Annotated in this window: 11 protein-coding genes, 3 tRNA genes and 1 pseudogene; 8 read left to right on the plus strand and 7 right to left on the minus strand. The window is 69.0% G+C overall.

Annotated features, from left to right (window positions below; genetic code table 11):
- Window positions 1–88: 88 nt before the first annotated feature.
- On the minus strand, window positions 89–391 hold the full coding sequence (locus QFZ58_RS25070; protein WP_307128984.1) for a YtxH domain-containing protein: 303 nt from the start codon (window positions 389–391) through the stop codon (window positions 89–91).
- A gap of 181 nt (window positions 392–572) precedes the next feature.
- Here QFZ58_RS25070 and QFZ58_RS25075 point away from each other — a divergent pair.
- The 4 genes and pseudogenes from QFZ58_RS25075 to QFZ58_RS25090 all read left to right on the plus strand — a co-directional run.
- A tRNA-Asn gene (locus tag QFZ58_RS25075) sits at window positions 573–645 on the plus strand.
- A gap of 5 nt (window positions 646–650) precedes the next feature.
- Window positions 651–723 (plus strand) — tRNA-Asn (locus QFZ58_RS25080).
- Window positions 724–945: 222 nt separating this feature from the next.
- Window positions 946–1022 (plus strand) — tRNA-Ile (locus QFZ58_RS25085).
- Between the two features lie 322 nt (window positions 1023–1344).
- Window positions 1345–1535 (plus strand): annotated as a pseudogene (locus QFZ58_RS25090) (IS5/IS1182 family transposase); the annotation flags it as partial.
- Window positions 1536–1587: 52 nt separating this feature from the next.
- Here the strand turns inward: QFZ58_RS25090 and QFZ58_RS25095 are convergent.
- On the minus strand, window positions 1588–2166 hold the full coding sequence (locus QFZ58_RS25095) for a Dps family protein (RefSeq protein WP_210992647.1): 579 nt from the start codon (window positions 2164–2166) through the stop codon (window positions 1588–1590).
- 243 nt (window positions 2167–2409) lie between these two features.
- Here QFZ58_RS25095 and QFZ58_RS25100 point away from each other — a divergent pair, with 243 nt between their 5' ends.
- The 4 genes from QFZ58_RS25100 (at window position 2410) to QFZ58_RS25115 (ending at window position 6936) form a co-directional block, all read left to right on the plus strand.
- On the plus strand, window positions 2410–3498 hold the full coding sequence (locus QFZ58_RS25100; protein ID WP_307127147.1) for an FAD-dependent oxidoreductase: 1089 nt from the start codon (window positions 2410–2412) through the stop codon (window positions 3496–3498).
- Window positions 3476–3778: a hypothetical protein gene (locus tag QFZ58_RS25105; RefSeq protein ID WP_307127148.1), complete on the plus strand. Its 303-nt coding sequence runs from the start codon at window positions 3476–3478 to the stop codon at window positions 3776–3778. The genes QFZ58_RS25100 and QFZ58_RS25105 overlap by 23 nt, the downstream gene beginning before the upstream one ends.
- A gap of 50 nt (window positions 3779–3828) precedes the next feature.
- The gene (locus tag QFZ58_RS25110) at window positions 3829–4956 is read left to right on the plus strand and encodes a low temperature requirement protein A (protein ID WP_307127149.1); all 1128 of its coding nucleotides are present in this window, start codon (window positions 3829–3831) and stop codon (window positions 4954–4956) included.
- A 351-nt stretch (window positions 4957–5307) separates the two neighbouring features.
- On the plus strand, window positions 5308–6936 hold the full coding sequence (locus tag QFZ58_RS25115; RefSeq protein WP_307127150.1) for an MFS transporter: 1629 nt from the start codon (window positions 5308–5310) through the stop codon (window positions 6934–6936).
- A gap of 247 nt (window positions 6937–7183) precedes the next feature.
- Here QFZ58_RS25115 and QFZ58_RS25120 read toward each other — a convergent pair whose 3' ends face one another.
- The 5 genes from QFZ58_RS25120 to QFZ58_RS25140 form a co-directional block, all read right to left on the minus strand.
- The gene (locus QFZ58_RS25120) at window positions 7184–8158 is read right to left on the minus strand and encodes an SMP-30/gluconolactonase/LRE family protein (protein WP_307127151.1); all 975 of its coding nucleotides are present in this window, start codon (window positions 8156–8158) and stop codon (window positions 7184–7186) included.
- 473 nt (window positions 8159–8631) lie between these two features.
- Window positions 8632–9474, minus strand: a complete 843-nt coding sequence (locus tag QFZ58_RS25125) for an alpha/beta fold hydrolase (protein WP_307127152.1) — start codon at window positions 9472–9474, stop codon at window positions 8632–8634.
- 75 nt (window positions 9475–9549) lie between these two features.
- Complete coding sequence (locus QFZ58_RS25130; protein ID WP_307127153.1) at window positions 9550–10275, minus strand: alpha/beta fold hydrolase; 726 nt, start codon at window positions 10273–10275, stop codon at window positions 9550–9552.
- A gap of 636 nt (window positions 10276–10911) precedes the next feature.
- Window positions 10912–11631: an alpha/beta fold hydrolase gene (locus QFZ58_RS25135; protein ID WP_307127154.1), complete on the minus strand. Its 720-nt coding sequence runs from the start codon at window positions 11629–11631 to the stop codon at window positions 10912–10914.
- A 273-nt stretch (window positions 11632–11904) separates the two neighbouring features.
- Complete coding sequence (locus QFZ58_RS25140; RefSeq protein WP_307127155.1) at window positions 11905–12633, minus strand: helix-turn-helix domain-containing protein; 729 nt, start codon at window positions 12631–12633, stop codon at window positions 11905–11907.
- Window positions 12634–12782: the final 149 nt, after the last annotated feature.

Here is a 12782-nt window from a genome sequence, read left to right on the forward strand (position 1 = left end):
ACGGCCGGACCGTTTCGCGCCGGGCCTTTCCCGTACCGGGGCGCCGGGCCTTTCCCGTACCGGGCGCCGCCCGGTACGGGGAGGACCGTCAGGTGTTGGTCGTGCCCCAGTCGTCGCTGCCGGTGTGGCCGTTGCGCTCACGCAGCGAGCGCACCCGGTCGGAGACGGACACGGGAACCTTGTCCCCGACCTTCTCGCTCACCGAGTGGTAGGCCTTGCCCGCGAAGTCCCGGCCGTTGTGCGCCGCGGACTCCGCCGCGTTGCGTACGGCGGGATTCTCCGAGAACCGTTGTGCGGCCTTCTTCAGCTGCTCGTAACGCTCGCGCCCTGCTCGTGTGCCGAGCACGTAGCCGAGGGCCACTCCGGCGATGAACGTGAGCCGGTACTGCATGGCTGCCACCCTTCCTTCGCTCTGTGCGACGTGTGCTGCCCGCCTACCCGCAGGCACCCGAGATCACCCCGGCAGATACCGATTGGCGGAGCACCCCCCTGCTTGCGCTAATGTATGTGTCGCAGCGAACGCGCGCCGCCCGGCAGCCGCCAGGCAGGTACGATTCGAGGCACCGCAGCAATCCCCTGTAGCTCAATTGGCAGAGCAGCCGGCTGTTAACCGGCAGGTTACTGGTTCGAGTCCAGTCGGGGGAGCGCGATCCCCTGTAGCTCAATTGGCAGAGCATTCGGCTGTTAACCGGAGGGTTACTGGTTCGAGTCCAGTCGGGGGAGCGATGCGGAAAAGGGCCCTTCGGGGTCCTTTTTCGTGTGTCCGCGCGGGCCCCGCGGACGGCTCCGGCCACTCTTTCCGGGACGATTGCCGACGGGCCGGAACCGGGCAGCGGGCAGCACTGTCTTCATGGTCACGCGAAGGCGACCAGCCGCAGCAGGAGATCGTATGACCGGCTATGCTGCGGCAGACGGCGCGCACACGTGTACGCGCCACGCCGAGACGGGGCGGTAGCTCAGCCGGTTAGAGCAGCGGACTCATAATCCGTCGGCCGTGGGTTCGAGTCCCACCCGCCCCACCAGTTTCACCTTGCGGAAACGTTCTGACCTGCGGAAACATGTTTTTCGCGGCTGCTTTCCGTGCGGTACTGGCCGCGCGTCGTGCGGTACTGAACCGGTCGGACGCGCTCCAGACGCGTCCGACCTGGCCATTTGTGGCGAGCGCATGCTGAGTGCGTTGTGATCGCTCCCACGCCTCCGGTCGAGCCGCAAGACGCGTCCGGGCACGAGTACGAACACGTCTTCAGCAATCAGTGGGCCTCTTCAGCGTGGCCACCGATGGGGAGATGACCTTGGTGCCCGCAGCGGATAGGGCTCCCGTGCCGCTGGGTCAACCGTGACGCTCTCGCGCAGATCGCCGCCGGGCTGGGCATCTCCGGAGGAGCCGCCCATGGATATACCGCCGCCGTCGTGCAGCTCCTCGCCGAGCGGGCACCGAGTTTGCTCAAGTCCCTGCGCGAGCACGACCCGCACGTGCTCCCCAGGGCACCCTCAGCGAGTGCGACCGCCTGGGCGACAGACGCGCCGATTACGCCCGGTCGCCGTGTACGCGGTCCACGGAGGCGCGTCCCGAGTACAGAAGAATCCTTAGGCGCGGACGAGTGGGGTGTCCACCAGATGCTCGGCCAGGAACCAGGTCTGCAATTCCCCGGTCCTGATCACCTGTGAGACCAGGAGATCGTTGGTGCCGTCGTCACCCAACTCGCCGGTCCGGGTCGCGGCGTCGTGGGCCTCGACGAGAATGGTCTCGTGGGCTTCCAGCAGCCGTGACAGCATCGCCGGAACTTCCTCCACGCCGTTCGGAGGCCGCCGGATCGATGTGATCTCCGCGACGTGCCTGGGGTCGCCCACCGCGACGCCGCCCAGGGACTGGACGCGTTCGGCGATGGTATCGACGATCTCCAGCTGCTCCCCCGCGTGCTTGTCGAGGACGAGGTGCAGTTGGTAGAAGGTCGCACCGCGCATCAGCCAATGATGCTTCTTGTAGAGGCCGTAAAGGATCTGTGTGTCCGCCAGGACCTTGTTCAGCCGCTGGCAGGAGTACATCCGCGCCTCGTAGGACAGGCCGATCGGGAATTGCTTGACGGTGCCGAACTCCTGGATCACCTCGCCCCTCTGGTGCAGCCACGGCTGGCTGCTGGCTATGGGCTTGGCATTAGTGGTCATGGTTCGCCTCCGGTGGTGCCGTGCGGTGCTTACCCGATTGACACTAGGCAGCCCGACGCAGGGCGAATTGCCGGGGAGCGCATGCGGTGGTGTCCGCCAGCGCACAGTGCGCGGTGCCTCGTTCCAAGCGTTCGCCCTCGGGCAAGGACCCGTGCGCTGGCAGGCACGGGCCTTCGGCAGGCCGATCTAGCCTCAGCAGGCCGGCGCACGTCCGTGGAGCCCGGGGAACGAGGAGAAGCAGGCATGAGCGCGAACGAGCAGGCGGATGTGGTGGTCGTCGGGCTGGGGCCGGGTGGTGAGTACGTCGCGGGCACGCTGGCCGAAGCTGGGCTGGACGTGGTGGGGGTCGAGGCGGAACTCGTCGGGGGCGAGTGTCCGTACTGGGGGTGCGTGCCCAGCAAGATGATGATCCGGGCCGGGAATCTGCTCGCCGAGGCGGGCCGGGTGCCGGCCCTCGCCGGTGAAGCGGTCGTGACTCCGGATTGGGGCAGCGTCGCCGGGCGCATTCGCGGCGAGGCGACTGACGACTGGAACGATGCGGCCGCCGCCGACCGCCTCGCGGCCAAGGGCGGCCGGCTCGTCCGGGGCGTGGGCCGTCTCTCCGGCCCACGCCGGGTGACGGTCGGCGACCGCACGTTCGAAGCCCGGCGCGGCGTCGTGCTGGCTACCGGCTCGCGGCCCCGGATCCCCCCGGTGCCGGGCCTCGAAGGAACGCCGTACTGGACCAACAGGGATGCCATGGTGGCCAAGGAGCTGCCGGAGTCGCTGGTCGTGCTCGGCGGGGGCGCCATCGGTGTCGAACTCGCCCAGGTCTTCGCCCGCTTCACGTGCGTGGTCACAGTGATCGAAGGACAGGACCGGCTGCTGTCGCAGGAGGAACCGGAAGCCGGGGAGCTGGCCGCCGAGGCGCTGCGGGCGGACGGAGTCACCGTACTCACGGGAGCTCGGGCACGGCAGGTCAGCCATGACGGCACCGAGTTCACCGTCCGACTTGAGGGTGACGGGGAACCGCTGCGAGCCGAACGGCTGCTGGTCGCCACCGGGCGTCGCACCGAGCTGGCCGCGCTGGCGGTCGACACGGTGGGGCTGGATCCCACGGCCAGAGCCGTGAACACGGACGGGCAGATGCGGGCTGGGGAAGGGGCTGTGGGCGGTCGGCGACATCACCGGCCGCGGCGCCTTCACTCATGTGTCGATGTACCAGGCACAGATCGCCGTCCGAGACATCCTCGGGCAGCCCGGTCCCGACGCCGACTACCGGGCGCTGCCCCGCGTCACATTCACCGATCCGGAGATCGGCGCCGTCGGGTTGACGGAACGGCAGGCACGTGAGCGAGGGCTACGGGTACGCACCAGTGTGCTGCCTATCGCCTCCTCCACGCGAGGCTGGATCCACGGACCGGGCAACGAGGGACTCATCAAGCTCGTCGAGGACGCGGACCGGGGTGTGCTGATCGGCGCGACGTCGGCGGGGCCGGCGGGAGGCGAGGTGCTCTACGGACTGAACGTGGCCGTCCACGCCGAGATACCCATCGACCGGCTCAAGCACATGATTTACACGTACCCCACCTTCCACCGGACGGTTGAGACCGCGCTCGGAGCCCTCCGCTGAGCCGCTCCCGGATCGCCCACGCGGCCCCGGCGCCCAGGCGATGGCGCACCATGCCGGGCCGTGACCCCAGTGAGCCACACAGGGCCGCCACCTCGCTGGAGCTCCTCTTCGACCTGTGCTTCGTCATCGCGGTCGCGCAGGCGTCCAGGAGCCTGCACGAGGCGCTGACCGACGGGGAGTACGCCACCGGTGTCCTGCGCTTCGCGCTGGTCTTCTTCACCATCTGGTGGGCGTGGATGAACTTCACCTGGTTCGCCTCCGCCTACGACCCGGACGATATCCCGTACCGGTTGACGGTGTTGGTCCAGATCACAGGGTCGCTCGTGCTCGCCGCAGGCGTTCCCCGGGCGTTCGAGGAGGGTGACCTGCGGGTCATCACCATCGGATACGTCGTGTTGCGCACGGCGCTGGCCGCCCTGTGGCTGCGCGCCGCGTGGTCCGACCCCGCTCGGCGGACGACCACCCTGCGCTTCGCCGTTGGAGTGACGGCATGTCAGATTGGGTGGGTCGGGCTGCTCGGTCTCCCGGCATCGGCGAGCCTGCCGGGCATCGTGGTGCTGATCATCGCCGAGGTCTCCGTCCCGGTGTGGGCGCAGTCCGCCGGGATGACCCCATGGCATCCGCGTCACATTGCCGAGCGCTACGAACTTTTCACCCTCATCGTCCTCGGAGAGTCCGTCGCGGCGGCCACCGTCGCCGTGCGGAGCGCCTTCGACCGGCATCACGGCACCGGCTCGCTGTACGCGGTGGCGGCCGGTGGCCTGTTCGTGGCCTACGCCATGTGGTGGCTGTACTTCTCCAGATCCGCGCACACCCTGCTGGCCACGACGCACCGAGCCCACCGCAGGAGATTCACCTGGGCCTACGGCCACTACCTGATCTTCGCTTCGGCGACCGCCGAGGGAGCCGGCCTGGCCGCTTACGCGGATCACGTCACGCGTGGTACGGACGCCTCGGCGTTGGCTGCGGGCGCGGCGGTCACCGTCCCCGCGGCCGTCTTCCTGATCACCGTCTGGGCCGTACACCTCCGGCCCCATCAAAGAAGCGTTGCCGACGGGATTCCGTATCCCGTCGCGGCGGTCGGCCTCCTGCTGGCCGCCTTCTTCCCGGCACCCGCCCTCGCCGCTGGAGCGCTGCTGGCGGTCCTGGCTGTGGTGGTCACGGTGGAGCGCCGGTGACGAAGCTGCCAACGAGATCTCACCCTGGGCCGGGACCGGAGGCCGCGGCGGCGGCACTAACCGTGCCGTAAGGGGGCGTCGCTCGTGGTGATGGTCGCGGCTGCCTGCCGACTCCCGGCCTCCGACCACAGGTGCGAACTCGGCGCCGACCCCGCGGGAGGGGGCGGTGCCCTCGTCAGTGAGCCGCAGGGCCACAGATGCTGCATTCCAGCCGACGAGCCCCCCGCGACCGTTCTCCCCGCCCTCAACGGCCGCACCCGCACGGCACTCGGGACACCGCCGGAAGCATCGTGTTCCAGCCCATACCTAGGAACCCACGTGAATACCACGCTGTCACCGAAAGACTCCCCAGTGTCCGATTCGCCCTGGGCTCCGCTCGCGGCGCGTGTCTTCCGGGCGCTATGGATCGCACAACTGGTTTCCAACATCGGCAGTTGGATGCAGACCGTGGGCGCCCAGTGGTTGCTCATCGGCCACGACGCCGCCCTGGTGACGCTCGTACAGACCGCGTCCAGTCTTCCCGTCGTGCTGTTGGCTCTGCCTTCTGGCGTGCTGGCCGACCGTTTCAACCGTCGCACGGTGCTGCTGACCGCTCAGTTCGCCATGCTCGCCGCCTCCGCCACGCTGTCGGTTCTGGCGTTCGCGGACGCGCTCACTCCGGCGCGGCTGCTCGGTCTCACCTTCCTGCTGGGATGCGGCACCGCTCTGATGGGCCCGGCCTGGCAGGCCATACAGCCGGAACTTGTGGAACGCCGCCAGTTGGGGCAGGCGGTCGCGCTCGGCGCCGTGAACATGAACCTCGCTCGCGCCCTCGGGCCGGCACTCGGGGGAGTAGTGGTCGCGACAGCAGGCGCGGGTTGGGTCTTCGCCTTCAACGCCGCCTCCTACCTCGGCACCGCGGCCGTCCTCGCACGATGGAAGCGGCACGGGGCGGAACAGCCGACTACGCAGGGCGGGACGCTCCTGACGGCTCTGCGCACCGGCCGCCGCTACGTGTGGAACGCGCCCGGTGTCCGCCGAGTGCTGCTGCGCACCATGTTGTTCATCCCCGGCGGGGCCGCGCTGTGGTCGCTGCTGCCACTGGTCGCGAGCCGCTCCCTCGGCCTGGGCTCGGGCGGGTACGGGGTGCTGCTCGGTGCGGTCGGAGCCGGCGCTGTGAGCGGGGCCTTCGCGCTGCCCGCCATCCGCCGCACTCTGGGCGCTAACGGCACTCTGGCCGCAGGGGCCTTCGTCTTCGCCGGAGTCCTGGCGGTACTGGCCACAGTCCGGGTCCCATGGCTCGCGGCGGTCGTGCTGCTGCCCGCCGGACTGGCCTGGATCGGCGTGCTGTCCACCCTCAACGCGGCTGTCCAGGCCCGGCTGCCCGGCTGGGTCAGGGCTCGGGGACTCGCCGTCTATCTCTTGGTCTTCCAGGGCGGGCAGGCGCTCGCGGCACCCCTGTGGGGTGCGCTGGCCGACAGGCTGGGGCTGACCGTCTCCCTTCTTACCGGCAGCGGCCTGCTGCTGCTCGGCGCGGCGTGTGCGCGACGCCTGCCGCTGCACGGCATGGACGGCATTGACCCGTCCCCCTCCGACCACTGGCCCGTTCCGCCCCTGGTGTTCGATCCCGGACCGGCCGACGGTCCCGTACTGGTCTCCGTCGTGTACCGGATCGCAGCCGCGAACAGGTCCGACTTCATCGACTGCATGGACCGTGTGGCCCGTTCTCGTCGGCGCACGGGGGCCCTCACCTGGGGCCTTTACCAGGACGGTAGCGATCCCGGCCGCTTCGTCGAGAACTACCTGGTCGCGTCCTGGTCGGAGCACCTCGCCCAGCACCACGACCGGCTCACGGCCACCGATCGCCGTCACGAGGAGAGGGCTCGCCGGCTGCTCGTCGAGGGCACCGAGCCGGAGGTGACCCATGCCTTCGACGCCGCCTCGGGACCCGTGGTTCCCGAGGCGGCGAAACAAGGACTGTTCTACGGTGTGTCACGTTGAGGCAGGGGCGTCCGTCAGGGTGCGGCTGGGAGCTCGGAGGACTTCGCCGATGCGTAGGTCCTCGAAGGTTCTGGCCGGGACGACGAGGAGCCTGTCGGGGTCGAATGCGTGCGATGTGGCGTCTGTAGCCGGCCGCCTGCCCTGCTGATGCGCCAACGCTGTCCTCTCGGCCGGTGTTGGGTGCTGCTGCATGCATCGCCCGTACCGCCGCATCGGGCACATGCGGCGGTACGGGCACGGGGTCAGTTCATCGGCCGGGGTTGATCCGTGCGGCCAGGAGGTTGGGGTCGGTGTTGGTGAAGTAGGCGCCACTGGCGATGTAGGCCTTGTTGCCGCGTACGGCGAGCGAGGTCGGATTCTCCAGCCCGTCGGTGCCGGTCAGCACGACTGTGTGGCTGCCGTCCGGCCTGACCACGGCCACCTCGTTGTCCGCGTTGATCGCGGCCAGGAGGGTGTCGCCGCGGCCGATGAAGGCGAAGTCGTCGATGTCGACCAGGCCGGTGGCCCGGGTCTCGACGGGGCCGGCGGTGCCGTGCCGGGTGACCGGGATGCGCAGCACGGTGCCCTTGTCCAGGTTGGACACCCAGACCGCGCCGTTGTGGATCTTGATTCCGTTGGCTCCGAGGAATCCGGCTGCTGCCAGTGCGGGGGCGGTGGCCCACTCCGTAGGCGTGCCACCGGCGAGGGGCACCCGCCAGACCGTGCCGAGGACCGAGTCGGCGATGTACAGCCAGCGTTCGTGCCGGTCGAGGGCCAGGCCGTTGGGCAGGCCGTCGGCCGGGAGCACGGCGATACGCTGCGGGGTGCCGCCGGGGCGCAGACGCCACAGGCCGGTCAGGTCGCTGCTGCCGGTGGCGTACAGGAAGTACAGGGCCCCGTCGTGAGCACGGACGATTCCGCCGAGGAAGGGCGAGGAGAGAGCTGGGGTATTGGCGTCGACCGGAGGCTGGGGCAGGGTGGCGAGGATGTGAACCCGGCCGTCGGGAGAGATTCGGGCTACTTGACGGCTGTAGGCGAAGGTGACGACGGCGCTACCGCCGGGCTCCAGGGTGATGTTCTCCGGTCGCTGCCCGTCGGTGATGTCCAGGTGCGCCATGAAACGCACGTTCGGTTTCGGGGTGGCATTGGCCGTCGTCATGGGGGCTGCTGCCGTCGCGGCGAGGGCCACCGCGACGACCGAGGCCAGGATGCCGGTGCGCGCTCCTGTCAGGAATCTGGGCATGTGGGTTCTCTTCTCTCTTACTCTGATTGCAGGGTATGGGGGCAGCGGATCTCGGCCGGTGCCCCGGGCGCGTGGGGGCAACCGGGCGTGCTTTGCGGACCTTGTAGCAGGTCCGGCGACGCATCGTTGTCGCGGTTCGCCGAAGCCCTGGACGGAGCTGACGAACGGGTCGTCGACGGCCGGCCGGCGCTGAGGTGTGCGTTCGACAGCGAAGAGTTGGCGAGGGGCCGGCGCGGGAGCACTGAGGTCCGCCGGGTCGAAGGGGGCCGGTCGCCGAGGTCGGCGCCGGCGGCCCAGGCGCTGAATTCGTCCCGCCGGGAACAGACCGTCCAGGTATTCGGTCGGCAGCACGTGCGGTGCTTCGCTGGGTTGGGCCGGTCATGAGGAGGTGGGGGACCGCGACCGGACGGCCACGGTCCCGGCGCCATGTCCTCTTGTGGGATGTCGCTGATGCGGGCGAGGAACGCGTCTGGTCAGTGGTCCGAGCGGACCGAACGGACCGCCCGCAGGATCAGGCCGGTGACCGGGCCGGGATCGCTTACGGCGGCTGCGTGCGGGGCACGGACAATGACCGTGCGGGCGCGGGCGCGCTCGGCCATCCAGTGCTCGGCGGCCGGCGGGATGTTGCGGTCCTCGGTGGCCACGAGGTACCAGCTGGGGATCCACTTCCACGCGGCCGCGGTAGCGGGCTCCAGGAGCGCCGCCAGGGTGATCGGACGCTGTCCTGCGGCCATGACCTGGGCGGTCGGTCGAGGGACTCCGGCCGCGAACTGCTTGTGGAACAGATCCTTCTTGATGACCAGTTCCTCCCCCTGCCCGCCGTTGGGCAGCGGGTAGTACTGGCTGGTGGTGGCCTGTCCCAGGGTGCTGCCGGGGAACTTGTCGGTGAGCTGGAGCGCGCTCTCCCCGATGTCGGGAACGAAGGCGGCTACGTAGACCAGTGCCTTGACCTGCGGGGTGTCGGCCGCGGCCTGGCTGATGACCGCTCCGCCGTAGGAGTGCCCCACCAGCACGACCGGTCCGGTGACGCTGTTCAGAACGCCGCGAATGTAGGAGGAGTCGCTTGCCAGCCCACGCAGTGGCAGGGCCGGTGCGAGTACACGGTGGCCCTGTCGCTGCAGGCGTTCGACGACCGAGCTCCAACTGGAGGCGTCGGCGAACGCGCCGTGGATCAGGACGATGGTGGGTGCGGCACGGTGCCCGTGCCGTACGGCCGCCGCCGTCTGCGCGGCCTGCGCGGCGCGGCCGGTCCCCAGGGCAGCTGCGCCGGCCAGGAGGGACACGGCGACGGTGCGGCGTGAGATCGGTGAGTTCATCGTTCGCTCTCTGGGAAGGGCGGGAGGCAGACGTGGTTCGGCGGCCGGCGGCCGGCGTGAGGAGGTGCGCGTGGGTCAGTCGGAGGTGGCCTGTACGGCTTCCTCGATCAGATCGACGACGCGCCCGGGGTGGGCGAGCATCACCAGGTGAGAGGAGTCGACCTCGACGGTGGTCATGCCGGCTCGCTGGTAGCCGTAGCGCTCCACGTCGGGGTTGATGGTGTGGTCGGACGAGGCGACCAGGCCCCATGAGGGCTTGGTCTTCCAGGCTGCGGCCGGGGCCGCTTCCGCGAAGGCCTGAGCGGCCAGCGGGCGCTGGGATACGGCGAGTACGGCGGCGAGCTGCGGGTCGACGTCGGCGGCGAAGATGGCCGGGAACTTGTCTGTCTGGACCGACACATCGGTGCCGGGCGCGGCCGAGCCCTCGATCGGGAAGGGGGTATAGACGAGTGCGGCGGCGAGGTCGCTGTCCGGGAAGCGGCCCTGCAGTTCGCCGAGGCTCTCGCCCTTCTCCAAGGCGTAACCGGCCAGATATACCAGCGCCTTGACGTTGTCCTCGGTGCCGGCGACGGTGATGACCGCGCCACCGTAGGAGTGGCCCACCAGGACGACCGGGCCGGGTATTTGCCGGACAATGGCGGCGACGTAGGCGGCGTCCCCTATCAGGCTGCGGTTGGGCACGGCCGGTGCGACCACGTCCAGGCCGCGGGCGACCAGCCGGGGGATGACCTGGGCGTAGCTGGAGGCGTCAGCGAAGGCGCCGTGCACGAGGACGACGGTCGGCTTGTCGGAACTGGGCATGGTGAAACTCCCTCATCAGTGGAATGGTTGCTGTCGCATGGTCTGTGTCGGAGGCATCGGGGCTGCCGTGGTGGCCCCTTTGCCGTGAGATGCCGCAGGCCGGCCTCGGGGTCGGTTGGTGTGCGTGTGCACTAACGGGACGGCCGTGGACTCGGCCGAAGGGCTCCCGAAGGACGCCACATTGGGAGCCTTGCCGAGCGGGAAATCACCGACACGTGAGCAACCTATGGGGCCGTCGAGCGGCATGTTTGTCTGTCCGCGTCCCGGTGATGGCCTGTGCGCGCCCACATTGTCGGGTGGTGCCGGCGGGCCGGCGTTGCCCTGGCACGCAAGTGGGCCGGGGGCCCGCGATCGGGCCGGTGCGGGGTGAGGTGGTCCCCGCCGAGGGTCTGTTCGGGTATGCGGAGACCGAGGCGGCATAACGGAACGGCTGAGTTCGGCGAGGAGCTTGGTGCGGTCGGCCGACCTGAAAGTGGTGGAAGAAAGCCGTCGCTGTGGTGCCCGGCCTACTCGGCGATCTCCGGAGGGACCGTGCCAGACGAACGGTGGTACGCCATCCATCGGGCAAGACCTGCAGCGAACTCCTGAAGTGCGTCTGATACTTGTCTCGTCTTTTGCTTCACCCAGCGCAGGACGTCAACTGGTTGCGCGGACGGCGTCGCGGATCAGGTCCGCCACCGCCGACGGCCGGGAGACGGTGACCGCGTGGGAGGCGCCTTCCAGTTCGATGGTCGTCGCACCGGCCCGTCTGGCACCGAAGCGCTCCACATCGGGGTTGATCGCCTGATCCGCGTCGGCCACGAGGGCCCAGCAAGGCTTTGTCCGCCAGGCCGCTGCAGAGGCCTCCTCGGTGAACGCCGCCGAAGCCAGCGGACGTTGGGAAGCTGCAAGCACCCTGACGAGGGACGGGGAGACGTCGGCAGCGAAGACTGAGGGGAATGCCTCCGGAGCAATGCTGACCTCGGTGGCCATCTTCCCTCCGTCAGCCGGGTAGGTCCACTGCTTCAGACTGCGAGCGAGCCGAGGAGCGGGAAAGCGGTCCTGCAACTGACTGAGGCTCTCGCCTTCTTCGAGTGCGTAGGCGGCGATGTAGACGAGTCCGACCACGTTGTCCGCAGTGCCCGCCACAGTGATTAGTGCACCGCCGTAGGAGTGGCCGACCAGGACGACCGGACCGTCGATCTGGGAGACCACGGAAGCCAGGTAGGCGGCGTCGCAGGTCAGGCCGCGCAGTGGATTGGCCACTGCGAGAACCGCGACGTCGTCGCGCTGGAGTTCATCGATGACGCCGAGCCAGCCCGCCGCGTCGGTGAAGGCACCGTGCACGAGGACGACTGTGGGAGGAGTAGGGGACATGTGGGGACTCTTTCTTCTCACACCGCGACCGGTGCGGTGTGCAGGGCGGTGAGGGGTCTGGCCGATGGCCGCTCGGGCGGCATGGGTCTCGCATCCAGCATCACGACATCGTGGATGATTCCTTGGAAGCGGACGGCAACCGCGCGCGACGGCGCTTCTCACGGCCCCGGGTGCCACGTTACGACGCCGTGGCTCCCACAGATGATGTGCGCGCGCCGATGCTGGCGCTCGTAGCGCACTTAAGTGGCCCGTCGGCGGTGCCGGCCGCACGTGTCAGACATTTCGCGCCTGTCCAGAAGCCGAGATCTGCCATTCGCTCGGCGACTCGCCATAGGCCTGGCGGAAGAGACGGCTGAAGTGGGAGGGGCTGGGGAAGCCCCAGCTCTGCGCGACCGCAGCCACGGAGCGCCTGCGGTTCGGCAGCCGGCCGAGGTCGAGGCGACAGGCGGCGAGCCTGCGCTGCCGTACATGCGTACTCACCGTCGTACCGTCACCCTGGAACAGCTTGTGCAGGTAGCGGACGGATATGTGGTGGGCGCGCGCAATCGACTCCGGCGACAGGTCCGGGTCCATCAGGTTCTCTTCGATGTACGACCGTATGCGGGCCAACATCTCGCTGCCGCTTTCGGTGGACTTGGACCGGTAGGGAGCGAGGAGTTCGGCAACGAGCAGAGCGATGAGGTCCACGGCGTTGAGGGCGAGCCGTTTGCCGTTCATCGAGTTCCACAGCCCGTCCTCGTCGATCAGCACGGTCAGGACCTTCGACACCAGTGCCGCGACGCCGTCGGCTCCGCTGACCCGGAGGCCCGTCAGGTGCAGCACCTCGTCCTGCGTGATCCCCAGATAGGAGCAGGGGACGCGGAAGAACACGAATTCATCGCCGCATGCGAGGTGCTCGGGGCGCAGGGCGTCGAGGAGGACGAGGTCACCGGCCGCCGATGAGGGCTGGGCTCTCCGACTCGGAAGCGTCTCCGGTGAGGGACGTTCGAGTCCCAGGTACAAGGATGCGTCATCTCCCTTCCGCGAGGCCCAGGGAAGTGTTCTGCAGTGTCCGAAATTAGCCTTCTGGGATATCTGGGAAGTATATTCTGCGTTTTTTGGCATGCGTGAAATGACCGACCTGGTCACCATGAGCTCCAGTCGTGCCGTCG

It is taken from the genome of Streptomyces sp. B1I3 (assembly GCF_030816615.1).
Lineage (GTDB): Bacteria > Actinomycetota > Actinomycetes > Streptomycetales > Streptomycetaceae > Streptomyces.